At 58.2% G+C, this 24,684-nt stretch carries 25 protein-coding genes; 23 read left to right on the forward strand and 2 right to left on the reverse strand.

Annotated features, from left to right (window positions below; genetic code table 11):
- Positions 1 to 186: 186 nt before the first annotated feature.
- The 7 genes from JJB07_RS15040 to JJB07_RS15070 all read left to right on the forward strand — a co-directional run bounded on the left by JJB07_RS15040 (position 187) and on the right by JJB07_RS15070 (position 7,810).
- Positions 187 to 4,824: a diguanylate cyclase gene (locus JJB07_RS15040; RefSeq protein WP_201636441.1), complete on the forward strand. Its 4,638-nt coding sequence runs from the start codon at positions 187 to 189 to the stop codon at positions 4,822 to 4,824.
- Between the two features lie 124 nt (positions 4,825 to 4,948).
- Positions 4,949 to 5,311, forward strand: coding sequence for a hypothetical protein (locus tag JJB07_RS15045; RefSeq protein WP_201636443.1), 363 nt, complete (start codon positions 4,949 to 4,951; stop codon positions 5,309 to 5,311).
- Positions 5,312 to 5,347: 36 nt separating this feature from the next.
- Positions 5,348 to 5,866, forward strand: coding sequence for a GNAT family N-acetyltransferase (locus JJB07_RS15050; protein WP_201636445.1), 519 nt, complete (start codon positions 5,348 to 5,350; stop codon positions 5,864 to 5,866).
- On the forward strand, positions 5,863 to 6,303 hold the full coding sequence (locus JJB07_RS15055; RefSeq protein WP_347338355.1) for an OsmC family protein: 441 nt from the start codon (positions 5,863 to 5,865) through the stop codon (positions 6,301 to 6,303). Before JJB07_RS15050 ends, JJB07_RS15055 begins: the two co-directional genes overlap by 4 nt.
- Positions 6,300 to 6,506, forward strand: coding sequence for a hypothetical protein (locus JJB07_RS15060; RefSeq protein ID WP_201636447.1), 207 nt, complete (start codon positions 6,300 to 6,302; stop codon positions 6,504 to 6,506). The genes JJB07_RS15055 and JJB07_RS15060 overlap by 4 nt, the downstream gene beginning before the upstream one ends.
- A gap of 59 nt (positions 6,507 to 6,565) precedes the next feature.
- The gene (locus JJB07_RS15065; protein WP_201636449.1) at positions 6,566 to 7,534 is read left to right on the forward strand and encodes an RluA family pseudouridine synthase; all 969 of its coding nucleotides are present in this window, start codon (positions 6,566 to 6,568) and stop codon (positions 7,532 to 7,534) included.
- A 3-nt stretch (positions 7,535 to 7,537) separates the two neighbouring features.
- Positions 7,538 to 7,810: a YuzB family protein gene (locus JJB07_RS15070; protein ID WP_201636451.1), complete on the forward strand. Its 273-nt coding sequence runs from the start codon at positions 7,538 to 7,540 to the stop codon at positions 7,808 to 7,810.
- Between the two features lie 52 nt (positions 7,811 to 7,862).
- Here the strand turns inward: JJB07_RS15070 and pyrH are convergent, their stop codons facing one another.
- Positions 7,863 to 8,606: a UMP kinase gene (pyrH, locus tag JJB07_RS15075; protein WP_201636453.1), complete on the reverse strand. Its 744-nt coding sequence runs from the start codon at positions 8,604 to 8,606 to the stop codon at positions 7,863 to 7,865.
- A gap of 120 nt (positions 8,607 to 8,726) precedes the next feature.
- Complete coding sequence (locus JJB07_RS15080) at positions 8,727 to 8,936, reverse strand: hypothetical protein (RefSeq protein ID WP_201636455.1); 210 nt, start codon at positions 8,934 to 8,936, stop codon at positions 8,727 to 8,729.
- 128 nt (positions 8,937 to 9,064) lie between these two features.
- Here JJB07_RS15080 and JJB07_RS15085 point away from each other — a divergent pair, with 128 nt between their 5' ends.
- The 16 genes from JJB07_RS15085 (at position 9,065) to JJB07_RS15160 (ending at position 24,674) form a co-directional block, all read left to right on the forward strand.
- A complete protein-coding gene (locus tag JJB07_RS15085) occupies positions 9,065 to 9,385 on the forward strand; it encodes a hypothetical protein (protein ID WP_201636457.1) in 321 nt (106 codons plus the stop codon).
- An 88-nt stretch (positions 9,386 to 9,473) separates the two neighbouring features.
- Positions 9,474 to 10,550, forward strand: coding sequence for a zinc-binding metallopeptidase family protein (locus tag JJB07_RS15090; protein ID WP_236588086.1), 1,077 nt, complete (start codon positions 9,474 to 9,476; stop codon positions 10,548 to 10,550).
- Positions 10,532 to 11,557, forward strand: coding sequence for a M42 family metallopeptidase (locus JJB07_RS15095; protein WP_201636459.1), 1,026 nt, complete (start codon positions 10,532 to 10,534; stop codon positions 11,555 to 11,557). The genes JJB07_RS15090 and JJB07_RS15095 overlap by 19 nt, the downstream gene beginning before the upstream one ends.
- Entirely contained in the window at positions 11,554 to 12,546 is a 993-nt protein-coding gene (locus JJB07_RS15100) for a M42 family metallopeptidase (RefSeq protein WP_201636461.1), read from the forward strand. Before JJB07_RS15095 ends, JJB07_RS15100 begins: the two co-directional genes overlap by 4 nt.
- A gap of 108 nt (positions 12,547 to 12,654) precedes the next feature.
- Entirely contained in the window at positions 12,655 to 13,812 is a 1,158-nt protein-coding gene (gene aroC / locus JJB07_RS15105; RefSeq protein ID WP_283809129.1) for a chorismate synthase, read from the forward strand.
- On the forward strand, positions 13,812 to 14,903 hold the full coding sequence (aroB, locus tag JJB07_RS15110; RefSeq protein WP_201636463.1) for a 3-dehydroquinate synthase: 1,092 nt from the start codon (positions 13,812 to 13,814) through the stop codon (positions 14,901 to 14,903). The genes aroC and aroB overlap by 1 nt, the downstream gene beginning before the upstream one ends.
- Positions 14,904 to 14,908: 5 nt before the next feature.
- Positions 14,909 to 15,295, forward strand: a complete 387-nt coding sequence (aroH, locus tag JJB07_RS15115) for a chorismate mutase (protein ID WP_236588087.1) — start codon at positions 14,909 to 14,911, stop codon at positions 15,293 to 15,295.
- Positions 15,296 to 15,579: 284 nt separating this feature from the next.
- A complete protein-coding gene (gene trpD / locus JJB07_RS15120; protein ID WP_201636465.1) occupies positions 15,580 to 16,614 on the forward strand; it encodes an anthranilate phosphoribosyltransferase in 1,035 nt (344 codons plus the stop codon).
- Positions 16,615 to 17,403, forward strand: a complete 789-nt coding sequence (gene trpC, locus JJB07_RS15125; protein ID WP_201636467.1) for an indole-3-glycerol phosphate synthase TrpC — start codon at positions 16,615 to 16,617, stop codon at positions 17,401 to 17,403. It abuts the gene before it with no gap.
- On the forward strand, positions 17,400 to 18,023 hold the full coding sequence (locus tag JJB07_RS15130; protein ID WP_201636469.1) for a phosphoribosylanthranilate isomerase: 624 nt from the start codon (positions 17,400 to 17,402) through the stop codon (positions 18,021 to 18,023). The genes trpC and JJB07_RS15130 overlap by 4 nt, the downstream gene beginning before the upstream one ends.
- Positions 18,020 to 19,219, forward strand: coding sequence for a tryptophan synthase subunit beta (gene trpB, locus JJB07_RS15135; protein ID WP_201636471.1), 1,200 nt, complete (start codon positions 18,020 to 18,022; stop codon positions 19,217 to 19,219). Before JJB07_RS15130 ends, trpB begins: the two co-directional genes overlap by 4 nt.
- The gene (gene trpA / locus JJB07_RS15140) at positions 19,216 to 20,052 is read left to right on the forward strand and encodes a tryptophan synthase subunit alpha (RefSeq protein WP_201636473.1); all 837 of its coding nucleotides are present in this window, start codon (positions 19,216 to 19,218) and stop codon (positions 20,050 to 20,052) included. Before trpB ends, trpA begins: the two co-directional genes overlap by 4 nt.
- Before the next feature lie 46 nt (positions 20,053 to 20,098).
- Positions 20,099 to 21,211 (forward strand): prephenate dehydrogenase, encoded by a 1,113-nt coding sequence (locus tag JJB07_RS15145; protein WP_236588088.1) that lies wholly within the window; start codon positions 20,099 to 20,101, stop codon positions 21,209 to 21,211.
- A gap of 35 nt (positions 21,212 to 21,246) precedes the next feature.
- Positions 21,247 to 22,530, forward strand: coding sequence for a 3-phosphoshikimate 1-carboxyvinyltransferase (gene aroA / locus JJB07_RS15150; RefSeq protein ID WP_201636477.1), 1,284 nt, complete (start codon positions 21,247 to 21,249; stop codon positions 22,528 to 22,530).
- A 244-nt stretch (positions 22,531 to 22,774) separates the two neighbouring features.
- Positions 22,775 to 23,302 carry a hypothetical protein gene (locus JJB07_RS15155; RefSeq protein WP_201636479.1) on the forward strand — a complete coding sequence of 176 codons (528 nt, stop codon included), beginning with the start codon at positions 22,775 to 22,777 and terminating at the stop codon, positions 23,300 to 23,302.
- 124 nt (positions 23,303 to 23,426) lie between these two features.
- On the forward strand, positions 23,427 to 24,674 hold the full coding sequence (locus JJB07_RS15160) for a DNA polymerase IV (protein WP_201636481.1): 1,248 nt from the start codon (positions 23,427 to 23,429) through the stop codon (positions 24,672 to 24,674).
- Positions 24,675 to 24,684 lie beyond the last annotated feature (10 nt).

Consider the following 24,684-nt stretch of genomic DNA (forward strand, 5'->3'; position numbering starts at 1 on the left):
ACACTTGATTTTTTGGTAACTTGTGTCCAAAATCGTACAGTTGATGAAAATGAGAGGTTGCCAATCGAAAAAGTCGCGCGATTCGGAACGCGATGTGTAAGATATCATTCCTGCTATATGACTTTTATTAATCTTTGTGTTAAGATTAAGATAGATAGACTGTATCGGAGAATGGATGTGATTTTCATGACAGAGCGGAAGGCCACAGTTGCAGAGTCTCGTTACACCGTCGTCGACAAGCTCTCCGGCAGCAGTTATTTCGGAGATTTGTACCGCGGATTTGACGAGGAGACGGGACGTCCCGTGCAGATCTTGAGACTTCCTGCACACTTGGTCTCGTTTATCGGTCATGAGCAGATACAATTGCGTGCAGATCTGTTCCAACAGGACCCGGATTTGCCGATGCTGAAGATCGTAGACGTTTACAGCGGGCCCGACGGGAGCTCGGTCGTGTATGAAGCGCCGTTTGGTTCCCGCCCGTTGTTGCACTACTTGGACGGAGAATCCTTGACCGGGATGATCGAGGTTTTCAAAAAAGTCTGTGACGCGGTTGCACAGTTGCACAGCCGCACGATGTGGCACGGGGCGCTCGTCCCGGAGCACGTCTGGGTCTTGCCGGACGGAAGTGTCAAGTTGATGACGATGCTGACCGACCAACCCTTGTCGCTGTACAACGCGTCAGGACCGTCGGAGTCGTTGCAGTTTTTTGCACCGGAATTGATGACGATGAGCCCGTTTGATGCGCGTACCGACATCTACAACCTCGGCGTGCTGTTCTATTACGTGCTCACCGAGACGTTCCCGTTCTCGCATGAGGAGAAAACCCTCTACCCGCCGTCTCGTTTCAACCAGCACATCCCGCCTCAACTCGACCGCATGGTGCTCAAGATGATCAACCAACGTCCGACGAAGCGCTTCCAGTGGATTGGGCAAATCATCGAGGAGTTGGGACGGACGCTTGGGCGCCATGAAGTGGCGACCGAGTATGACGCCCAGACGTACGGGGCCGAGCATTTGTTCTCGCCGGAATTTACGGGGCGCATCGAGGAAGTGGCGCAGTTGTCGCTGTTCTACGAACGCCAGATTCAGGGCGGGCGCAACTCGCTGTTGATCACCGGCAAGCCGGGTGTCGGACGAAAGCGCTTGATCTACGAAGTCTCCGGACGCTACATGTTCAAGATGTCCGGCGTATCCGCAGATTGCAGCGGTGTCGCCGGAGCGACGATTGAAGATCTGGCCGTTCGACTGCTGATGATCTGCTTTGGGGTGCCGAAGTTGGAGCGCGTCGGGCATATGTACGTGCGACCGCTGGCGAAGATCATCTCGCGCATTGCGTTTGAGTACCGCGATATGTTGATGGGCGACTCCGAGGGAGCGTTGACCGTGGTGCGCGGTACTGGTGTCGGCAATGTCGAGGGCGACCGCTTGGAGCCGGATGCGTTGCTGTTGGAGTTCTTCACCCAAGTCATCGAAGTGACCGCCGAGCCGTTCGTGCTGGAATTGTACGATGTTCACCAACTCGACGCCGAGACGGTGCAGTTTTTCAAAAAACTGCTCAACAACGAGCAGCTGATGTTTGGCATCATCGGCGTCGCCGAATCAGAAACTCCGGCAGTCAGCGAGCTGTTCCAAGAGCGGATGCACTTGAACAACTTGCCGGTTCACCAGATTCGTGAGTGCGTTCTGTCGCGCTTTGGCGATGCGAGTTTCTTGAGCGACGAGTTTATCGAGTGGTTGACGCACCATTCCAACGACACGTTGGGTCAAGCGTTGCAACTGGTCGAATACTTGGTGAACACGCGTCAGATTTACTTGCAGCGCTATGTCTGGCATATGGAAGCTCCGTCGGTCGAAGAACTGAACATCCCGCAATCGATGGAGTCGCTGATTCTCTACCGCTTGGAGGCAATGTCTGAGCAAGCGAAGCAAGTCTGTCGGGTGCTGGCGATGTTCAAGGGAGCTTTCGTCATCGAAGCGGCCGCCAAGGCGGTGGGCATCGGCACGGCGCAGGAGTTTACGCAGATCCTGCATCGCTTGGCGGAGCAGGAGCTTTTGATTCAAACGCACAACTACTACCGCTTCCCGTCGGCGAACGTCCGACAGCACGTCTATGAATCGATTCCGGCGGAGGAACGCCAAGCGATGCACCATGCGCTCGGGAATCGACTGCTCGACGTCGGGTCGCTCGAATATATGGAGATTGCCTACCAGTTGGAGTGCGGCCGCGAGTGGAAGCCGGCGATTGCCTGCTACATCCTCGGCGCACGCCGCAGTTTCTTCCGCAACTTGTTGCTGGATTCGCAAGCGCAGATTCGCAAGGCGATTGAGCTGTACCAATACTTGCCTGACCGCAAGTGCCCGAATTCGTTTTACCACTACTTGGCACGGCTCTTGAAACTTTCCGGCTCGCTCTCGGAAGCCAGTGACGTCCAAGAAGAACTCTACAAGCGCACCGGCAACGTCCGCAGTCTCGTCAACATGACGATGAACCGCGTCAACATTGGGGCGTACCACCGCGTAGAGCCGTTCGTGCAGTATATGGAGCAGTTGGTTCACGAAGGGAAGCAGCCGCACAAAGTGCAACAATCGCTGATGGTCATCCTCGGGATGTACTACATCGAAACCGAGGGCAATTACACCTACATCCGCGACTTGGAAGACTACCAACAGAAAAACGGACCGGTCTTGCGCGAAGAGATGAACGTCAAGGATTACGTGACGTGGCTGTACAACTTGCAAGTGTTGCTGACGTACGTGCCGGGAATTACGTGGGAGCACCGCGCCCGCTATCTGCATGAAGCGGCCACGCTTGCCGAGCATCACAGTTTCCGCCAGTTGCTCGTCGGCATCTACAACTGCATGGCGATCGGGTTCCAAGAGTATGACCCGCTCAAAGCGAAGGACTACTACTTGCAGTCGGCAAGCCTCGCCGCCGACTTGGGGGACAAGTCCAAGGAAGCGATCGCCTACATCAACTTGATCGAAATCTACCGGATGCTCGGCGACATGTACCACTCGCACCGCTACATTGAAAAAGCGCGCGAGACCGGCATCGCGGTCAACAAGGGCGAAGACACCTACTTGTTGCAAAACGAGATCGAACACTTCCTGTTCATCGAGGACTATGAAAAAGCGGTGCAAGTCATCAAAAAAATGACGCTCACCGCCAAGAAAAACGGCCAACAGAAAATGCGCGACACCGCGTGGTTGTTCTGGTTCCAAATCTACTGCGAGCGCGGCGACCGCCGACGGATCGAGCGGATGTGGCCGATCATCCAGCAGATTTGCGAGACGCGCAAGTTTGAATCGGAGATGCAGTTCCTGCGTGCCCGCTACAAGATCGTGCACCGCCGGTACGAAGAAGTGATCGAGGAATTCCGTCCGCTCGTCGACGAGCCGGGCGTTCCCAACGAAGTGCGGATCAAGCGCTACATGCTGTTGCTCGAAGCGATGCTGCAGGCGGGTCGCTGGCACGAAGGGTTGGAACTTGGTCAGCAAGTGCAGCAGTTGATTCACAACACCGGCTACGTGGGATTCCTCGCCCGTGCGCACTTCTTCTTGGGCCGCTTGTTCCAGTTGACGCACCAGTTTGTGCAAGCCAACTTGAACTACAAACGTGCGCTGATGTGGTACCGCAAGCTGAATCAGCAGGGCCGTTTGACCGAAATCGACCGCTACATGCGCCAAACCAACTTGGAGATGGTGCGGGCGGCCGATGCGATCACTGACCGGATGTTACGCGACGTGCAAGGGCATGACCCGGGTGCCGGTGTCAAGATCGCCGAGGGCGGCGTCCGTTTGAAAGACTGGGCGCGTGCCATCGTCAAAGAGCGCCAAGAGATGATTGACACGCTGACCGACAACGAGATTCTGCTCGACGCCATCCGCCGGGTCTCCTCGTCGATCATGGTCAAAACGGTCTGCGAGAACTTGGCAGCCGTCGTGTTCGAGAACCTCTTGCTCGACCAGATTCACCTCAGCATCAAGATCAGCGAAGGTCGCATCGAGCAAGTGCATCTCAACGAGCAGTTGCAAGAGATTCCGTTCACCGAAGGCAGTGAAGTGGAGAAAGTCTTCCAGAGCGTCTTGGAAGCGGAGCGTCCTGTTGAGATGGAAGGGACGATGTCGTACCTCTACGGCATCCCGGTCTACTCCCACGACCAACAAGTCATCGCGATCATGTGTCTGGAAAAAATGTCTCTGCAGACGCCGTTCACCGTTCGGGACAAGCGATTCATTACGTCGCTGGCCCAACTGGTCTCGTCAAACGTCGAGAACGCCATCCTCTACGAAGTGATGATCACCGACAACTTGACGGGGCTGTACCAGCGCAACTACTTTATGAAGCGTTTGCACGAGGAGTTTACGAAGATCATGCGCTACGGCATCGACTTGTCGTTCCTCATGATCGACCTCGACGACTTCTCGCAAGTCAACAACCGCTTCGGTCACAACGAGGGCGACCGTGTTCTGCGGGCGGTGGCGCAAGTTTTGCAACGCTCCGTGCGCAACGTCGACATCGTCGGGCGCTTTGGCGGCGAGGAGTTGGTTGTCATCCTCCCGAACACCAACGGTTCGGCGGCACGCATCGTCGCGGAACGGATCTTGAACAACTTGCGTGCGCTCCCCATCGAGGGCAATCGCTACCAGATCACAGCGTCGATCGGCGTGGCGTCCCACGACCTCGACCATCCCGAGGACGTACTCGACTTGATCGAGAAAGCAGACCAAGCCGAGACCTACGCCAAACGAAACGGCAAGAACCGCGTCGTTTGCCACTGGGAGATGGTGCAGTCGCTGTCGGAACCCAATCCAAATCACTAAGAAATGAGACCGTGCCCGCCGTCGCGGGTATGGTCTTTTTTTTCCTGAAAACACTAAGGGTAGAAATCGGGCGGGTAGAGGAGTTGACGGCGCGGTGAGAAGCTTGGAGTCGAGGCCTCGAGTCATGGATGAACATTTTGGCAAACGAATCGGGTTCGTGAAACGGCTGTACCGGTATTACAACGAGAAGTCGGATGAGGAATTGCGGTTTATGCGTGCGCAATTGGTGCGCGAACAGCACATGCTCGGCAACGTGCCGTTGCTTACGTCGACGACGCCGATCGTGTTCTTGATCTTCGGTACGCAGTTGGGCAAGTATTTTCCGCATGATTCGTTGTCGTGGGTGGTGGCGGCAATCGTGTGTATTTTGATCATCGTCTGGTCGATCAACCACAATTTCCGAAAAAAAAGCCGTGTCCACCTCGACTTGTACCTCATAGAAGAGATCCAAAAGGAACGTTCCCAAAATTCACCGCGTCCTGTATAATTGAAGGGATATACGCGGGGAAGGGAGCGTGAGCGCATGCAGACAACAGGAACCTGGGTACTGCGTCCCCTGACGATGGCCGACGTGCCGTCACTTTTGGAGTGGTACAACGACGAAGAGTTGCACTACATCGCCAATTCACGGGCATTTGTGCCGTATACGCTCGACGAATTGCTGACCTACTGGAAGAAAAAACTGAACCGCGAACATGCGAAGTTTTTCGTGATTGAGCATAACGGAGTGCTGATCGGTCGTTGCGGGCTGAACGGCTCGGCGCAGAGTCGTGTCGAGGTGGAATTTTCCATCTTGATTGCACGTCGGGCGCTGTTTGGCAAAGGCATGGGGACGGAGATCACGAAACACATGCTGGATGTGGCGTTTACCGATCCTGACGTGAAACGGGTGCGGTTGTATGTGCGGCGAGACAACGAACGAGCGTTGCGTTGTTACGTCAAGTGCGGCTACCGCAGTGTGCATGCGTTCACGCAAAATGGCGTGCCCACCGTGATGATGCAGGTGGAGCGCGACGAGTGGGAGAGGAGTGAACGTCTGTGAATGTGCAAATCGATTGGCAAGGAAAGCGCAAGTTCCAAGCGGTTGGCGGGTCCGGGCATGGCGTCACGATGGATGCCAAGGCAGACATCGGCGGCGAAGATTCCGGCGTGCGTCCGATGGAATTGGTGCTGATGGGTCTCGGTGGTTGCATGGGCGTCGACATTTCGATGATCCTGGAGAAAATGCGGCTGACGTTGGACGAGTTCCGCATGGAAATCAACGGCGATCGGGCAGAGCAGCATCCGCAACGCTTCACCGACATCACCCTGCATGTAGTTGTGAAGGGACCTGATCTGACGCAGGAGAAAGTTCAGCGGGCGATTGTGCTGTCCAAGGATACGTATTGCTCCGCTTCTGCGTCGTTGAATGCAAACATACGCGTCACCTATGAAGTGAACGGCGAATTTTTTGAGCTTGGAGGCAAGGAAATCGAATGAAGATGATCAAATGCACGGATTGTTATGAAGAGAACCACGTAAGCGAAGCGCGTTGCACCCGTTGCGGCCGTCTCATGGACGATGCTCGTCGTGAGCAGACCCGCGACCATTTTGAGTGGCAGCACCATGATGCACCGAACACCATCGTCCACCGCGACAAGCGTGGCGGCGCACAACAGGACAAGAAAAACACCGTCTGGTAAGCAACACGAACACCCGCGCCGGAGGGCCCGGGTGTTTTTTTCAGAGGAGCGAATGTTGGATGAGTGATGAGTTGGCGAGGCTTGAGATCGGGGAAGACCTAACCGGCAAGATGGTCAAGGAAGTGTTGCGTGACGAGTTGGAGATGTCGCGCAAACTCATCCGCAAACTGGTTGAAGGGCGCGGTGTGCTTCTCAACGGGGAGCATGTGTGGCTGACGTGGCGGTTGAAGGCGGGAGATGTTTTGAATTTGGTCTTGCCTGCCGAAGAGTCGGAGGACATCTTGCCGGAGCCGATCCCGTTCACGAACGTCTACGAAGATGACGACGTGTTGGTCATCGACAAAGCAGCCGGTCTCATCGTCCACCCGACGACGGGACATTGGACGGGGACGTTGGCGAACGGTGTCGTTTATGACTGGAAGCAGCGCGGGGTGAGCGCACGCTTTCGTCCTGTGCATCGCATCGACCAGCACACGTCGGGGTTGATTGTGGTCGCGAAGAACCACTACGCGCACAAATTGCTCGGCGAGCAGATGAAGGAACGCACGATTGAGCGCGTATACGAAGCGATCATCCACGGCGTGATGGAAGAAGCGCGCGGATTGGTCGACGCGCCGATTGCACGTTCCGACGAAGACCGCCGCGTGCGCAAAGTGCGCAAGGACGGTCAAGAAGCGCGGACGGCGTACCGCGTGCTGGAACGCTACCCGTTTTCGTCGGCAGGTCCCGAGGAGTTCATCGTCGTGCCGGGGGGCCAGATCAAGCCGGGCGGGACGAAGGTGGAGTTGAAGCTGTTCACGGGCCGAACGCACCAGATTCGCGTACATATGAAACATCTGGGGCATCCGTTGTTTGGAGATGCCATGTATTATGAAGGGGATGATGCGGCGTGGATCGAGCGTCAGGCTTTGCATGCCAAGGTGCTCGGGTTCGAGCATCCGCGGACCAAGGAATGGCTGCGCTTCGAGTCCCCGTTGCCCGCTGATATGGAGCAATTGGTGGAAAAACTGCGTCGCGAAGGAGGTTGAGGGATGGAAGGGCAAGAGAAGCTGTTCACGATTGAAGTTTGTTCGAGCAACCAGTTCCTCGATGACATCGAGACGGTCGACTGGCTGATCAAGACGTATCCCGAAGTCGCCATCGAACCGGCCGACTGCTTGGACCGGTGCGGGATCTGCATTCGATATGCGTACGTGGTGATCAACGATGACTTCCTGTACGCCAACGACGTGCCGGAGTTGAAGGAGAAGATCGTCGGGTATCTCGACTCCCATCGCGCCGGGCGGGAAGACGCGAAGAAGTAATTTTTTAGTTGGAAAAAGGGACACAGCCGTCGTTGCGGTTGTGTCCCTTTTTTTACAGGATGCGCGTGGTGGTCTGGGGGGAGATATACGTGCCGACGTTGTGCCCGAGGCAGATCTTCTCCATCGTGCCGGTGCTGTCGATGTCGAAGATGTGGAGCGGCAGGTGGTAGTCGCGGGCGAGGAGCAGGGCGGCTTGGTCCATGACTTTGAGGTTGTTGGCGACGACGTCGGCGTAGGAGATCGTCTCGTAACAACGTGCGTCGGGTTCGAGCTTCGGATCGGCGGTGAAGATGCCGTTAACCCCGTGCTTGGCGACGAGGATGGCGTCACAGCGCAGTTCGAGGGCGCGTTGCACGGCGGGGTAGTCGGTGGAGACGAAGGGCTGCCCGGTGCCGCCGGCGAGGATCAGCAGGTAGCCTTTTTCCAAGTGGTGGATGGCGCGCAGACGGATATAGGGCTCTGCGATGGAGTTCATCTCGATGGCGGAGAGCACGCGGACTTCGTAGGGAGAGCGGGCTTTGAGCACGGAGCGAAGCATCAGCGAGTTCAGGACGGTGCCCATGACGCCGATGTTGTCCGCTTCGGCCCGCTCGATGCCCCAGTTCTCCGCGACGTTCCCGCGAAAGATATTGCCGCCTCCGATGACGACGGCGACTTCTACGCCGAGGTTGGCGACGGAGAGGACTTCGCGGGTGAGATGTTCGAGCGCATCCGAATCGAACCCGAACTCGTCGCCGCCTGCGACGGCGGCGCCGCTCAGTTTGATCAAGACGCGGTTGTATCGTCTGGTCTCCAACAAGCTTCCCCCATTCTGTGAGGTTCTTCGAGGAAGGATATGTAGGGAGAGGAGAAAAAAGCATCCGGCCGTGGTGGCGGGATGCTTTTTTTGTGGGTGAATGGAGTGGGGTTCTTTCTACTAATCTGCTTGCATCTGCGTGGCGACATCCACCAACTGCATGGGGGCGATCATGCCCGTGTCGTAGTCGCCTTGGAGCACGCGGTATTGGTCGGCGAAGCTCTGGGCGCTGTGCAGATGGTCGCTTTCCGGATAGCCGTAGCCTTTGACCAGGAACCCCTTGGCTTCCAGATAGTTGATTGCTTGTCCGATGGTCATCTTGGTTTCCATGAGGTATCCCTGCCTTTCCAGAGGGTAGTATGTGCAGGGGTGGAAGCTTTTAGCCGAGTTGACGAAGATTCAGACGATTGGTAGAATGTACATATTGTTTGGACAGAGTGCAGAGGGGATGGGTGGACATGCTTACGTTCTTGATCGTCGCAGCTGTTGCATATGTGTTCTACTACGGAGGGGTACGTCTGCAAGTGCGGGCACACCTGTCCGGGCGGGCGATTCTGGACGTCCTTGGCTATGCTTCGATGCTCGGAGCCGGCACCACCTTGGGGATTTACGGAACTCTGGCTCTCGCGGCCCAACTGGCCCCGCAGAGCGGATTGTTTGTCTTGAGCTGTGTCTCGACCGCCGTTGCGATTGCGGTCGGCGAGTTTTTGTATGCCCGTAGTTTCCGGTTGTCTCTGCAACTGTTGGCTCCGCTTCGCTCGGAGAAAAGCAAGCGATAGCACTGGACCCATACATAAGAGTCCCGAACGGCAGACACACTTGTGCTGACCGTTCTTTTTTCATCTATCTTCAGAAGGGGTTGAGATCTTGAGCGACCTGAACATTCGCGCTGTGATGAAGGCGATGCTCGCCGATCACGGCGTCTCCGGACACGAGGACGGCATCGCCCGTCAGTTCTCGGAAGCGCTTACTCACTTTACCTCCGACATTCGCATCGACAAGATCGGCAACTTGATCGCCCGTGTCGACGGAGACGGTCCAGGCCCTCGTCCAAGCGTGCTTTTGGCAGCGCATATGGATGAGATCGGCTTGATGGTGACCAAAATTGAACGAGGCGGTTTCTTGCGCGTGACCAACGTCGGCGGCGTCGATCCGCGCTCGCAAGTGGCACAGGAAGTGCTCGTACACGGTCGTCACGGTGATTATGTAGGCATCGTCGGCTCCAAACCGCCGCACCTGACTTCACAAGAGGAGCGGGGCAAAGCGGCACCGCTTCCCGACCTGTTCATCGACCTCGGCATGCCCGAAGAGATGGTGCGTGAAAACGTTCGCATCGGCGACACGGTGACGATCCGACGCGAACCGATTGAACTTCAATACGACCGCATCGCGGCGAAGTCGCTCGACAACCGCGCCAGTGTTGCGGCTGTTCTGGAATGCCTTGCAGAACTCAAACGCCTCAAAGTCGGCGTGGACGTCTACGCGGTCGGCACCGTCCAAGAAGAGCGCGGGCGTATCGGCGCAGGTCCTGCGGCGTTTGGCGTCAATCCGGACATCGCGATCGCGATCGATGTGACGTTCGGTGAATATGCGGGGGCTCCGGTAGACGGAGCGTTTCCGCTCGACGGCGGCCCGACGATTTTGTTCGGACCGAATTCCCACCAGAAGATCACGAGAAGCCTCACCGAAACGGCAGACTCCTTGAACATGCCGTACGCGTATGAATATATCCAATCGGACAGCGGCACCGATGCGCACTTGTTGCAGATTCAGCGCGAGGGGATTGCCACCGGACTGGTCTCGATCCCGCTCAAGAACATGCATACTTCGGTGGAGACGGTCTGCTACCGCGACATCGAACGCGCCGGGAAACTGCTCGCCCATTTTATCGCCGGAATTGACCGGGCGTATGTGGAGGGATTGTCTTGCTACTTAAACGACTGACCGAAGCGGTCGGCCCGTCCGGCTTCGAAGATGAAATTCGCCAAGTGATCTATGAAGAGATCAAGGACCATGTCGACCATGTCTACACCGATGTGCTCGGCAACTTGATTGCAGAGAAACACGGCACCCGTCCCGGCCCGAAAGTCATGCTTTGCGCTCATATGGATGAAGTTTCGCTCATGATCGCGGCGATCGACCATGACGGGATGATTCAATTCCGCCACATCGGCGGCATCGACGACCGCATCCTCGTCGCCAAGCCGGTGCTGATCGGCCCGAACCAAATCTCCGGCGTGATCGGCTCCAAGCCTGCGCACCATCAATCGGGCGAGGAGCGCCGCAGACCGATTCCGCTCGACGAACTGCGCATCGACATCGGGGCGTCGACTCGCGAAGAAGCGCTGCGCTATGTGAAGCCGGGCGACATCGCGGTTTTCGCCACCAAGTACGAAGAGATCGGGGTACGCCGCGCCAAGTCGAAGTCGTTCGACGACCGTGTCGGTTGCGCCGTGATGGTCGAAACGCTCAAGAAGAACTTCGACATCCCGGTCGTGTTCGCGTTTGCCGTGCAGGAGGAAATCGGTCTGCGCGGAGCTGGACCGCTTGCGTACCGCATTCAACCGGACATCTCGCTGGTATTGGAAGGCACCCTCGCTTCCGATATTCCGGGCACAGTTGCACACGGACGTGCTACAGAGCTTGGCAAGGGTCCGGCGCTTTCGCTGATGGACTCCTCGTCGGTACACAATCGCAAATTCATCGACCATATGGTTCAAGTTGCGGAGAATTCCGGCATCCCGTATCAGTTCCGCAACACGATTGCAGGCGGCAATGACTCCGGACGTATCCATATCTCGCGCACCGGCGTGCTCGCGGGCGTCGTCTCGGTGCCGACGCGCTACATTCATGCACCGTCTCAGATGATCTCGCTCGATGATTATGAGAATACAATTTTGCTCGTAGAGAAGTTTCTGCGCAGCGTGGAGCAAGGAGGACTCACCTCATGAAGGAACTTTTGACCCGCCTCTCGCAAGCCTGCGGTCCGTGGGGCCGTGAAGACAACGTGCGCGACATCCTACAGGAAGCGGTCGCGCCGTACGCAGATTCTGTCCAAACGGATGTGCTCGGCAATTTGATCGTCACCAAAAAGGGTACGGCCAACACAGGCAAACACCTGCTGCTCGTCGCTCACATGGACGAAGAAGGTCTGCTCGTCAACCATATCGAAGACAACGGCTACCTGCGCATCCAAGGGAACCTGCAACCGGCGTACCTCGTCGGCCAACGCATCGAATTCCCGAACGGCACCGTGGGCGTGGTGCATGCAGAGAGCGCGAACGCACCGGGCGACCTGACGTTCTTCGGCCTGTTCGTGGACATTGGGGCTACCTCGGCTGAACAAGCGAAGCAATGGGTGCGCCTCGGCGACATTGCAACGCTCTCGCAACGCGTGCTGGAACTTTCCCCGGACAAACTGGTCGGTAAAGCGATGGACAACCGTGCAGGTTGCGCTGCAGCGGTCGAAGTGCTGAAAGGCCTCGGCTCGCAACCGCATGATGTGACTCTTGTGTTCTCCACGCAAGACGGCGTCGGCAACCGCGGGATCAAACCGGCGGCGTTCGGTCTGGAGCCGGACTTCGGACTCGTGCTTGACACGGTGCGCACGGGAGATACGCCGGGTGCTGGCCGCGTGGAAGTCAAACTCGGTCACGGCGTCGCCGTGAAGCTGATGGACAAAAACTTCATCGTCCCGCCGCGCATCAAAAACTTCCTGCTCGACCTCGCAGAAACGAACGGCATCGCGCATCAGCTCGAAGTGTTCCCGGACGGCTCCAACGACGCGGGCGCACTGTTGACCATGCGTGACGGCGTGCCGACCGGCGGTCTGTCGATTCCGGTTCGCTACTCCAACACCATTTCGGAAATGGTCGACCTGCGCGACGTGGAGGCGGCGGCGAAGTTGGCTCTGCACACCCTCACGAACTACAACATGTAAGTAGATTCCAGCGGCGCTCTTGTCGAAAACGAGAGCGCCGTTTTATAATGGGAAGTAGTTTTATCTTGCTTTAAAGCGCGACAGTGATGGAGAGGAGCCGAGAGAGAGATGTTGAGATACCTGACAGCAGGAGAATCGCACGGTCCGGCGTTGACCGCGATTGTAGAAGGGCTGCCGAGCAATTTGCAGCTGGAGATCGAGTTTATCAACCAACAACTGTGGCGAAGACAGCAGGGGCACGGACGAGGCGGCCGGATGAAGATCGAGACGGACCGCGTGGACATCTTGAGCGGGGTGCGCTTTGGCAAGACGATGGGCACACCGGTCGCGATGACGATTCACAACAAAGACTGGAGAAACTGGTCGGAGAAGATGGCGATTGAGGGCGAACCGCATGAGAGCGTCGTCGAAATCACAAAGCCGCGCCCAGGTCATGCAGACCTCGCGGGTGCGCTCAAATACAACCAAGAAGACATTCGCAATGTGCTGGAGAGGGCGAGTGCCCGCAACACGGCGACCATGGTTGCCGTCGGCTCCATCGGGCGACAATTATTGAAGCAGTTCGGAATCGAAGTCTACGGGCATGTCGTGGAACTCGGCCCGATCAAAGTCGAGAAGTTTGAAGGCACTTTCGCAGAGATCGCCGAGCGCGCCGAGAAATCGGAAGTTCGCGTGGCAGACCCGGAAGTCGAACAGACGATCATCGCCGCGATCGACCAAGCGAAGGCGGATGGCAACACACTTGGCGGGATCTTTGAAGTCATCGTGACCGGCTTGCCGATCGGCTTAGGCAGTTACTCGCACCCCGACCGCAAACTCGACGGCCGTCTGGCGCAAGCGGTGATGAGCATCCAAGCGATCAAGGGCGTGGAGATCGGTCTCGGCTTTGAAGCAGCCCGTCGTCCGGGCTCGGAAGTCCATGACGAAATCAACTACCGCGAGGGCGACTACTACCGTCCGACCAATCGTGCCGGCGGCCTGGAGGGTGGCGTAACCAACGGTCAACCGCTGATCGTGCGCGCGGCGATGAAGCCGATCCCAACTCTGTACAAGCCGCTCGAATCGGTCGACATGCGCACCAAGGAACCGTACCGCGCCACCATCGAGCGTTCGGACGTCTGTGCCGTTCCGGCCGCATGTGTCGTCGGCGAAGCGATGGTGTCTTGGGTGGTGGCTCAAGCGTTTTTGGAGAAGTTTGGCGGCGATTCGGTCGAGGAAATCCAACGCAACTTGGCGAGCTACCTGCAACAGATCGGTGACCGCTAATGATTCGAGAACGGGTAGAAGTCGCCGGACGACCGTATGAGATCGTCATCGGACCTGACGTGCTCGCACGAACAGGGACGTTTTTGCAGGAGTTGGGGGTTAAGACTTCTTCGAAGCACTTGGTGATTACCGATGAGAACGTGGCGAGCAAAGGGCATTTGGAAAAAGTGACCTCTTCGCTCATGGAGCTCGGGTTCACCTACGATGTGTACATCATCCCGCCGGGCGAGGAATCGAAGTCGTTGGAGCGGGCTACCGAAGCGTATGAAGCGGCGTACCGTGCCGGGCTCGACCGTCGATCTGTCGTTTTGGCACTCGGCGGAGGCGTGGTGGGCGACTTTGCCGGATTCATCGCGGCAACCTACATGCGCGGTGTGGATTTCGTGCAATTGCCGACGACGTTGCTCGCTCATGACAGTGCCGTCGGCGGCAAAGTCGCCGTCAACTTGGCACATGCCAAGAATTTGATCGGTGCGTTCCACCAACCGCTTGCGGTGCTCTATGACACGGAAGCGCTGAAAACGTTGCCCGTGCGCGAGTTGCGTTCCGGGTTGGCAGAAGCGATCAAGCATGGTTTGATCCAAGACGGAGCGCTGTTTGACTGGATCTTGGAGCATGTGGAGGAGATTCTGCGCGTGGACGATGCGGTGATGGCGGAATTGCTCGCTCGTTCTTGCCGTGTGAAAACGTCGGTCGTCGCCGAGGATGAGCGTGAGAACGGCTTGCGTGCGATCTTGAACTTCGGGCACACGATTGGACATGCGGTCGAAGGGCTGATGGAGTACGAGTATACGCACGGGGAGTGCGTCGGACTCGGCATGGTCGCGGCGGCGGAACTGTCCGTCGAGTTGGGGCTGTGTACGCCGCTGGTCGCCGAAGATGTGGAGGACGCCGTAGAAAAAGCGGGCCTGCCGACCCGCATCCCGGCCAAACTGTCGGCCGATGAACTGATCGCGTCGATGCGTCAGGACAAAAAAGCGACCGGCGGCACGCTTACGTTTGTTTTGCTGACAGGCAAAGGCAGTGTTGTGATCGACAAGGATGTACCGGAAGAGACGGTGCGAGCCGTGATCGAACGGAAAAGGGGGTAGCCGACATGACATTCTCTGATCCAATCCGCATGCGCGGTGTCCGTGGCGCGACCACGGTGACCGCCAATGACGCCGAAGAAATTCGGGAAGCCACGCGCGAGCTGTTGCGTGAGATGGTACAACGAAATGAGGTAGACCCGGAGGAGATCGCTTCCTGTCTGTTCACCAGCACCCCGGACCTCGACGCGGCGTTTCCGGCGAGTGCCGCTCGAACGTTTGACGGCTGGTCGCACGTGCCGTTGGTCGGGGCGCAGGAAGTGGACGTGGCGAACGCGCTGCCGCTTTGCATTCGCGTGATGATGCACATCAACACAACGAAGCGCCAAGCAGAAATTCAACACGTCTATCTGCGCGGTGCAGTCGCCCTGCGACCGGACCTCGCGAAAAAATAGGCTTGACGGAATCGCTCACACTCGGTATCATTTAATATAGTTAAGCAGAGGAATTAGTTGAGAGTAGTAGCTGAGAGCAAGTTTCTTTTTTCCTGAATGAGCCGAGATGAGCGTGAGTTTAGCCGAGACGAGTAGAGCCGAGCTGATATGTACGGGATGGGTGTATCCATCTGCGTACCTTTCTTCCTGGTCCTAACGGTCAGAGCATACGCTCTGACCTTTTTTCGTAGAGTTTTGAGCAAGAGATGAGACGAGAGAGCAGAGTTGAGAGGAGTCGAGTGAGGATGAAACAGGCATTGCTCGCAGTGATAAACGGAGAGACGCTGACGGCGCATGAGGCGGAGTCGGCGATGGAGCAGATCATGAGCGGCGAAGCTACGCACGCGCAGATTGCGGGCTTTTTGACCGCTTTGCGCATGCGCGGCGAGACGGTGGAGGAGATTACGGGGTTCGCACGGGCGATGCGCCGGTTCTCGACCAAGGTAGAGTCGAAGCTGGGCGGTCTGGTTGATACGTGCGGCACCGGCGGAGATGGAGCGGAGACGTTCAACATCTCGACGACGGCGTCGTTTGTAGCCGCTGCGGCGGGCGTTCCGATTGCGAAGCACGGCAATCGCGCCGTGTCGTCGAAGTCGGGCAGCGCGGACGTTCTGCAAGCGCTCGGCGTGGAGATCTCGCTGACGCAAGAGCAAGCGGCGCACTGCTTGGAGCAGGTCGGCATCGCGTTTCTGTTTGCGCAGAACTACCATCCGGCGATGAAGCACGCGATTGCCCCGCGCAAGGAACTGGGCTTCCGCACGGTGTTCAACGTGCTCGGACCGTTGACCAATCCGGCAGGTGCGAAGCGCCAAGTGATCGGTTGCTTCCACCCGGACCTCGTGGAGAAAATGGCGCACGTCCTCGCCGATCTCGGCGCTGAACACGCGCTCGTCGTCCACGGCCTCGACGGTCTCGATGAGATCACCGTCACCGGCTCGACCAAGATCGCCGAAGTTCGCGACGGACGCGTCATCGACGTGTTCACGCTGACTCCTGAGGAAGTCGGCCTGAGTCGCCATGCCATCGAAGAACTGCGCGGCGGCGATGCGGTGACCAATGCGGCGATTGCACGCCACGTTTTGCAAGGCCATTACGGGGCGGCGCGGGACGTCGTCGCTTTTAACGCAGGCGCGACGATCTATGTCGCAGGCCTTGCCTCTTCGATCCGCGAAGGGGTGGAGTTGGCCAAGCAGGCTCTCGACAGCGGACGCGCGCTCGCTGTGTTGCAACAATTGGCGATTACGACGCAGCAAGTGACACAGGAAAGGGAGTTGGCGTAGATGATTCTGGATCGAATTGTAGAGGTGAAACGGCAGGAAGTGGCGGAACTCGCGAGTACGTTTGACATTTCCGCCGTCTTGGAGCAGATCGCGGGACTTCCGCCGACTCGCGGGTTTGCCAAGGCACTGCGGGAGACTTCGGAGTATGTGGGTCTGATCGCAGAAGTGAAAAAAGCGTCTCCCTCCAAAGGCGTGATCCGCCCCGACTTCGACCCGGTGGTCATCGCGACGACCTATGAGCGTGCAGGTGCGACCTGCCTGTCCGTCCTGACCGACGAGCAGTTTTTCCAAGGTCATGCAGATTATTTGCGCAACATTCGCGCAAGTGTCAACCTGCCGATTCTGCGCAAGGATTTTATCATCGACGAGAAGCAAATTTATGAAGCGCGATTGATCGGTGCAGACTGTGTGTTGTTGATTGCGGCGATTCTGAGCACAGAGCAACTGCGTCAATTCTCCGAGTTGGCGTCGTCGATCGGGCTCGATGTGTTGGTTGAAGTGCATGACGAAGCGGAGTTGGAACGGGCGCTCGAAGCCGGCGCGACGTTGCTCGGTGTGAACAACCGCGACTTGCGCGACTTCACCGTCGACCTCGGCACCACCGCCCGCATCGCAAAGCGCGTGCCGGAAGGGACGCTTTTGGTCAGTGAGAGCGGCATCGTCACATATGACGACGTGCGCTCGGTCAAAGCATCGGGTGCGGCGGCGATCCTCGTAGGCGAGACGCTGATGCGCGATCCGGAGATTGCACCCTCGGTGGATGTGTTGTTGGGGCGTGTGACCTCATGACGAAGATCAAGGTCTGCGGGATCAAGACCCGCGAAGCATATGAACGACTGCAGGAACTCGGAGCCGATTATATCGGATTCGTTTTTGCCAAGAGCAAGCGGCAGGTGACTCCTGAACAGGCGGCAGACCTCGGGGAGAAAAAAGCCGACGGCCCGGCGCGCGTCGGCGTTTTTGTCAACGAGACGGTGGAAGGGCTTCTGCACACCGCAGAGGTGGCAGGACTTCACGTTCTGCAACTGCACGGCGACGAGTCGCCGGAATTCTGCCGGAAGTTGAGACAGCGCACGAACTTGCAGATTTGGAAAGCATGGGGCGTTCACAACGACGAGCGCGATGCCGTGCTCGCGGCGTACACAGATGTGGTGGATGCCGTTCTCCTCGACAATGAACGCGGCGGCACGGGAGAGAAGTTCCCGTGGGACGCGATTCCCGCGCTGCGTGCGTATACACAAGACCTTCCGCTTTTCATCGCGGGAGGTCTGCACCCGGACAACGTGGGCGACCTGCTGGCCGCTCATTCCACCGACGGGGTGGATGTTTCCTCCGGCGTTGAAACACAAGGGGTCAAGGACCTCGCAAAAATCACAGCATTCGTTACGAAAGTGAGGGAACAACGATGAGCACCAAGACCCCGGATCAACGCGGACGCTTCGGCAAGTTCGGCGGCAAGTTCGTCCCGGAAACGCTGATGAACGCGCTGGAACAACTCGAGCGCGATTACGAAACCTATACGAAAGACCCGGAGTTTATCGAACAACTCCGCTATTATTTGAACGTCTACTCGGGCCGTCCGACTTCGCTCTACTACGCGAAGAACCTGACGGAGCGTCTGGGCGGCGCGAAGATCTACCTCAAGCGCGAAGACCTCAACCACACGGGGGCGCACAAGATCAACAACTGCCTCGGTCAAGGGCTTCTCGCGAAGATGACGGGCAAGAAGCGCGTCATCGCAGAAACGGGTGCCGGTCAACACGGCGTCGCGACGGCGACCGTCTCGGCGTTGCTGGGTCTTGAATGCACCGTGTTCATGGGTGAGGAAGACATCGAGCGTCAGAAACTCAACGTCTTCCGCATGAAGCTGATGGGCGCTGAGGTGATCCCGGCGAAGTCCGGCACCCGCACGCTCAAGGACGCGACGAACGAAGCGATCCGCCATTGGGTCGAGCATGTCGAAGATACGTTCTACATCATCGGCTCTGTCGTCGGACCGCACCCGTACCCGATGATCGTGCGCGACTTCCAGCGCATCATCGGCGACGAGACGCGCAAGCAGATTCTCGAACTAGAAGGCCGTCTGCCCGATACCATCGTGGCGTGCGTCGGGGGCGGTTCGAACGCGATGGGGATCTTCTACCCGTTTGTGAACGACGAATCGGTGAACTTGATCGGCGTGGAAGCGGCAGGCAAGGGCATCGACACCGAAGAACACGCCGCGACGATCACATTGGGTCGTCCGGGCGTCATCCACGGGTCGCTTACGTACTTGTTGCAAGACGAGTACGGTCAAGTGCAACCAGCGCACTCGATCTCGGCAGGTCTCGACTATCCGGGCATCGGGCCGGAGCACGCGCACCTCGCGGATACCAAGCGTGCGACGTACGTGCCGATCACAGACGACGAAGCGTTGGACGCGTTCCAACTGCTCTCCCGCGTGGAGGGCATCATCCCGGCGCTCGAATCTTCGCACGCCATCGCGCAGGTCGTCAAATTGGCGCCGACGTTGCCAAACGACCACATTCTCGTCGTCTCCCTCTCCGGGCGCGGCGACAAAGACGTACACAGCGTAGCACAGGCATTGGGAGGGATTGACGTATGAGTTCGATCGCAGAAACGTTCAAACGCCTGCAAGAACGCGGAGAGAAAGCGTTCATCCCGTTCCTGACCGCAGGCGATCCGTCGATTGAGATCACGGAGCAATTGATTCTCGAACTTGACCGCATCGGAGCGGACATTATCGAGATCGGCATCCCGTACAGCGATCCGCTGGCGGACGGTCCGACGATCCAAGAAGCGGCTCTGCGCGCTCTGCATGCCGGAGTGCGCATGCCGGACGTGTTGGAGATGGTGCGCCGTCTCCGTCCGCAAGTCCAAGCCTCGCTGGTGCTGTTCACCTATGCCAACCCCGTGTTCCAATGGGGCGTGGAGCGCTTCTTCGAAACGGCGCGTGAGATCGGAGCCAACGGCGTGATTATCCCGGACTTGCCGCTCGAAGAAAGCGAAGAAGCGCTGGCCGCTGCAGCGAAAAACGGCGTCGACCTCGTTCCGCTCGTCGCGCCGACGTCGCAACAACGCATCTCCAAACTCTGTGCCCAAGGCCAAGGCTTCATTTATTGCGTGGCGGCGCTTGGCGTAACGGGTGTCCGCGAGACGGTGAACGAGGATTTGCCGCAGATCGTGGCGAATGTAAAGCAACATACGAATCTGCCGGTAGCGGTCGGATTTGGCGTCGGGAGCCCGGAGCAGGCGGAGATCATCGGCCGTTATGCGGACGGTGTGATCGTCGGCAGTGCGCTGGTGAAGCGTGTCGGCCCGATTGCAGAAGCGCTGGCGGCGGGTGACAGCGAACTCGTGGAAGTGAAAAAACGCGAACTGGTCGATTTCGCCGCTTCGCTGAAAGCGCCGCTCCGCCAAAGCGGGGCCAAGGTCTAGTCTCATGCGGCCCGCGGTGGAGAGAGCTCGAACGGAAGGGACCGAGTTGTTTGGCAAGGCTGTGATCATCGGATGCGGGTTGATTGGCGGCTCTCTGGCGCTCGCTTTGCGGGAGAACGGAGCGGTGCGCCAACTTGCGGCCGTCGATTCCAACCCGTCCTCGTGCGAACTTGCGGTGCAACTCGGAGTTGTAGACGCGGCCTACGAAGACTTGCGTGACGCGGTCGTCGACGCCGATCTGATCGTATTCGCCGCTCCGGTGCGCCAGACGTGCGAACTGCTGTCCGAATTGTCCACCTTGCCTTTGAAAAAAGGCTGCATCGTCACCGACGTTTGCAGCACCAAGGCGGAAGTATGCGCCAAAGCGGCACGTCTGTTGCCGCCGGGGGTACACTTTATCGGGGGGCACCCGATGGCAGGTTCGGAGAAGTCCGGAGTCAGGGCGGCCAACGCAAGGCTGTTCGAGAACGCCGTCTACGTGTTGACGCCGCCGGACGGAACGGACGAAGGCGCTTTTTCCAAACTGGCGGCGGCGATCGAATCGGTGAAGGCGCAAGTGTTGGTGCTTCAACCCGCTTTGCATGACCGTGTGGTGGCGGCGATCTCGCATGTGCCGCACATCATCGCGGCGCAGTTGGTCGATCAGGTGATGCGTCTCTCCGGACATCCGGAGCACGGCGGGCTGTACACCAAGCTCGCGGCGGGCGGTTTTCGTGACGTGACGCGCATCGCGTCGGGCAATGCCGCGATGTGGCGCGACATCGTCTTGAGCAATCGCGATGTGATCCGCGACCTGTTGTTGGATTGGCAAAGCGGCGTGGCGGACCTGCTGGATAAGTTGGGAGAGAGTGAGGGGCTTGGGCTTCAGAGCTTCTTCCATGAAGCGGCGGAGTTTCGCGATGCGCTTCCGACCAAACTGCGCGGGGCGGTGCGCTCCGTGTATGAGATTTCCATCGACGCGGCCGACGAGCCGGGTCTGATTGGGAAAGTGGCGACGCTGATGGGCATCCACGGTATTAACTTGAACGGCGTCGGCCTGATTGAAAGCCGCGAAGAAGACAACGGGCAAGTCTTGCTCTCCTACCGCAGCAAGCGGGACATGGAGCAGGGGGCGCACGTCCTGTTGATCAACGGTTTTCAGGTGTATTTCCGCGATTAGTTCAAGTCGTTTTTCAGAGAGAGAGGTAGTTGGACATGGACAAACAAATCCAACCCGTGACCACGTTGTCCGGCATCGTGACGGTGCCGGGCGACAAATCGATCTCCCACCGGGCGGTGATGTTCGGCGCGCTGGCAGACGGCGTGACGCGCGTCACCGGCTTTTTGCCGGGAGCAGACTGTCTGAGCACAGTGGATTGCTTCCGCAAGCTGGGCGTTCAGATCGAGCAACATTCGGCGACCGAGCTGTCCGTACACGGTGTGGGCCTCAACGGTTTGCAAGAACCGACCGACGTGCTGGATGTCGGCAACTCGGGCACGACGGCGCGTCTCATGCTGGGCATTTTGGCGGGACAACCCTTCCATTGCACCGTGACGGGCGATGCGTCGATTCGCAAGCGTCCGATGGGGCGCGTCGCAACGCCTCTGCGTGAGATGGGCGCTATCATCGACGGTCGGGACGGCGGTCGACTGGCTCCGTTGTCTGTGCGCGGAGGCGGGTTGAAATCGTTCAAGTATGAGTCTCCGGTTGCGAGTGCCCAAGTCAAGTCGGGCATTCTGCTGGCGGGTCTGTTTGCGGAAGGGGAGACCGGTGTCCGCGAACCGGAGCCGTCCCGCGACCATACGGAGCGCATGTTGCAAGCGTTTGGCGTGGAAGTGAGTCAGCGCGAGGGATTCATTACGGTACAGGGCGGTTCGCGTCTGACGGCGACCGATATCCACGTGCCGGGCGACATCTCGTCGGCGGCGTTCTTGCTGGTGGCGGCGTCGATCGTGCCGGGTTCCGACGTGACGATTCGCGGCGTGGGTCTCAATCCGACCCGTACCGGGATTCTCGATGTGCTGCTCGACATGGGAGCGCAAATCGAAGTGCTCAACGAGCGTCTCGAAGGCGGCGAACCGATCGGCGACCTGCGCGTGCGCGGCAGTCAATTGCGGGCGACCACGGTACGCGGGGAGATCATCCCGCGCTTGATCGACGAAGTGCCGGTTCTGGCGGTGGCGGCGACGCAAGCGGAGGGCGTGACGGAGATTCGGGACGCAGCGGAGCTGAAAGTCAAGGAATCGAACCGCATCGCGACCACGGCGAACGAACTGCGCAAGTTCGGCGCTGACGTCGAGGAATTGGAAGACGGTCTGCGCATTCGCGGCGGCGCGAAACTTCGTGGCGGGGCTGTTATCGAGACGCACCACGACCACCGGATCGCGATGTCGATGGCAGTGGCGGCTCTGGTAGCAGACGGTGCTGCCACGATCCGCGATTGGGAAGCGGTGGACGTTTCCTTCCCGGGATTCGCGGAATTATTGCAAAATCTCTGAAAAGTGTATTGACAACCAGTCTGGGCTTGCATACAATGTAGTTGTAAGCTTTAGTTCTGGTTTCTCTCCACTCCTATCATACTTAGCCTGACCGGGGGACGTCCTGGTCAGGCACTTTTTTGTTTGTAAGCGTTTTCTGAAAAGGGTTACATCGAGGAAGCACGAACCTCACAAAAAACTTAGGCGTCTACCTCGTCCCCGTGCCGAATAGGATATATGGACGTGGACAAAGGGGGATCGCCCAGTGAGCATGTGGAAGTTGTTGCTTCGCGCAGGTACGGCACAGGTCGTCATCGTCCTGTTTATCTTAATAAAAGTCTTGCTGGTTCCGTTTCTGGTATGGCGCTTCCTCGGCACGTCTTACGGCGCGATGATCACGCTCGACGTGGCGACGATCGTCTGCGGAACGGGTGCGGCGTTGTCGATGGGGATGCTTGGCTACGAGCAAGCGCGCGGGTTCCGTCGCGAGCGGCGGTTCCGCGAGGCGTTCTGGCACATGCTGTGCATCCACGGGCCGGCGTTCGCTTTTTTGCTGTATAAATTCTCACACGGAACGACATGGGACACTCATCTGCTTTTGATCCTCTCCGGTTGGGTGTCGATGTTCTCGCATCCGATGAATCTCGTGGGCTTTTACGGGCCTTGGGTGGACGGAGCGGCGCTGGTGGCGATGGCAGGTCTGTACCTGCTCGGCGTCTTCATCTATCACGATGAACAGCGTCAGATCCCGCCGAAGGGGTTGCCGATTCGGTTTAAACGTGTAGGTTCTTGAAATAAAGCAGGCTGTTGCAGATCGTTGCAACAGCTTTTTTTTGCTTGCATAAAGAACATCCGTTCGCATATAATGAAGACAATACTACAGGAACGCACGTTCTCCTTTTAATGGGGGTAAGTATATGTCACGGTATGGTTTAACGGATAAGCGGCAAATTTTGCTGGTGGATATGAACTCTTTTTACGCGAGCGTCGAGCAGGCGCAGAATCCAGGCTGGCGGGGCAAGCCGGTCGTAATCTGCGGAGACCCGGAGCGACGCAGCGGCATCGTGCTCGCGGCGAGTCGCGAAGCGAAGGCGTTTGGGATCAAGACGGTCGATCCTGTCTGGGAAGTGCGGCAGAAGTGCCCGCAAGCGATCCTCGTGCGACCTCGCATGGAGACGTACATCGAAGTGTCTATGCACATCATGGAGATCGCCAAGCGATTTACGCCGCAGGTGGAGGTATTCTCCATCGACGAGTTGTTTCTCGATGTGACGGGGACGGAGAAGCTCTGGGGAGGTCCGTGGGAAGTGGCGCGCAAGTTCCGCGAGTTGGTGCGGGAGGAGACGGGCGTGGTCTGCTCGGTCGGCATCTCGTACAACAAGCTCTGCGCCAAGGTCTGCTGCGACACGATGGCCAAGAAAGCACCGGAAGGCATCCACGAATGGACGTCGGAGCACATCGAACCGGAGATGCACCGTCTGCCTGTGCGTGAGCTGTTCGGCGTCGGTTCTCGGATGGAGAAGCACTTCCACAGCCGAGGCTTGGTGACGATCGGCGACCTGGCGAACTACCCGTTGCATCTCTTGAAGAAACGCTTCGGGATCGTCGGCGAAGTGTACCATCTCTCGGCGAACGGCATCGACTACAGCCCGGTGACGCCGAATACGTTTCGTCAGGATATGAAAGGCTGCGGGCACATGATGACTCTGCCGCGCGACTACGAGTCGGCGGAGGAGGTCGAAGTCGTGCTCTTGGAACTGGCGGAGGAGGTAGGACGCCGTCTGCGTCGGATGCGCAAGCGGGGGCGCACGATCAACATCATGTGCGGGTACAAAGGCTTCATGGGCGGATTCTCCCGCCAGTGGACGATGCCGGACGCAACGTACATGACACGCGACCTCTACGAAGCGGCGCGGAAACTGTTTCACCAGCACTGGGACGGATCGCCGGTGCGCTCGATCGGCGTCTCTGTCGACAACTTGGTGGACGACTCGGTTCAACAACTCGACCTCTTTCGCGACTGGGAGCGAGAGCGACGGCTCGCGTACACGCTTGACAACTTGCAGGACCGTTTCGGCAAGACCGCCGTCATGCGCGCCGCTTCCCTGACTTCGGCAGGTCAGGCGTTGGAGCGGGCGGGGAAGATCGGCGGCCACTATAAGTAAGTGCATGTTT

This window comes from Tumebacillus amylolyticus (assembly GCF_016722965.1).
Lineage (GTDB): Bacteria > Bacillota > Bacilli > Tumebacillales > Tumebacillaceae > Tumebacillus > Tumebacillus amylolyticus.

Bases quoted from the DNA above. Each gene is read 5' to 3' on its own strand.
- JJB07_RS15040 (WP_201636441.1), top strand. From the start codon at position 187: ATGACAGAGCGGAAGGCCACAGTTGCAGAGTCTCGTTACACCGTCGTC.
- JJB07_RS15045 (WP_201636443.1), top strand. From the start codon at position 4,949: ATGGATGAACATTTTGGCAAACGAATCGGGTTCGTGAAACGGCTGTAC.
- JJB07_RS15050 (WP_201636445.1), top strand. From the start codon at position 5,348: ATGCAGACAACAGGAACCTGGGTACTGCGTCCCCTGACGATGGCCGAC.
- JJB07_RS15060 (WP_201636447.1), top strand. From the start codon at position 6,300: ATGAAGATGATCAAATGCACGGATTGTTATGAAGAGAACCACGTAAGC.
- JJB07_RS15065 (WP_201636449.1), top strand. From the start codon at position 6,566: ATGAGTGATGAGTTGGCGAGGCTTGAGATCGGGGAAGACCTAACCGGC.
- JJB07_RS15070 (WP_201636451.1), top strand. From the start codon at position 7,538: ATGGAAGGGCAAGAGAAGCTGTTCACGATTGAAGTTTGTTCGAGCAAC.
- JJB07_RS15080 (WP_201636455.1), bottom strand. From the start codon at position 8,936: ATGGAAACCAAGATGACCATCGGACAAGCAATCAACTATCTGGAAGCC.
- JJB07_RS15085 (WP_201636457.1), top strand. From the start codon at position 9,065: ATGCTTACGTTCTTGATCGTCGCAGCTGTTGCATATGTGTTCTACTAC.
- JJB07_RS15100 (WP_201636461.1), top strand. From the start codon at position 11,554: ATGAAGGAACTTTTGACCCGCCTCTCGCAAGCCTGCGGTCCGTGGGGC.
- aroC (WP_283809129.1), top strand. From the start codon at position 12,655: ATGTTGAGATACCTGACAGCAGGAGAATCGCACGGTCCGGCGTTGACC.
- aroB (WP_201636463.1), top strand. From the start codon at position 13,812: ATGATTCGAGAACGGGTAGAAGTCGCCGGACGACCGTATGAGATCGTC.
- aroH (WP_236588087.1), top strand. From the start codon at position 14,909: ATGACATTCTCTGATCCAATCCGCATGCGCGGTGTCCGTGGCGCGACC.
- trpD (WP_201636465.1), top strand. From the start codon at position 15,580: ATGAAACAGGCATTGCTCGCAGTGATAAACGGAGAGACGCTGACGGCG.
- trpC (WP_201636467.1), top strand. From the start codon at position 16,615: ATGATTCTGGATCGAATTGTAGAGGTGAAACGGCAGGAAGTGGCGGAA.
- JJB07_RS15130 (WP_201636469.1), top strand. From the start codon at position 17,400: ATGACGAAGATCAAGGTCTGCGGGATCAAGACCCGCGAAGCATATGAA.
- trpB (WP_201636471.1), top strand. From the start codon at position 18,020: ATGAGCACCAAGACCCCGGATCAACGCGGACGCTTCGGCAAGTTCGGC.
- trpA (WP_201636473.1), top strand. From the start codon at position 19,216: ATGAGTTCGATCGCAGAAACGTTCAAACGCCTGCAAGAACGCGGAGAG.
- aroA (WP_201636477.1), top strand. From the start codon at position 21,247: ATGGACAAACAAATCCAACCCGTGACCACGTTGTCCGGCATCGTGACG.
- JJB07_RS15160 (WP_201636481.1), top strand. From the start codon at position 23,427: ATGTCACGGTATGGTTTAACGGATAAGCGGCAAATTTTGCTGGTGGAT.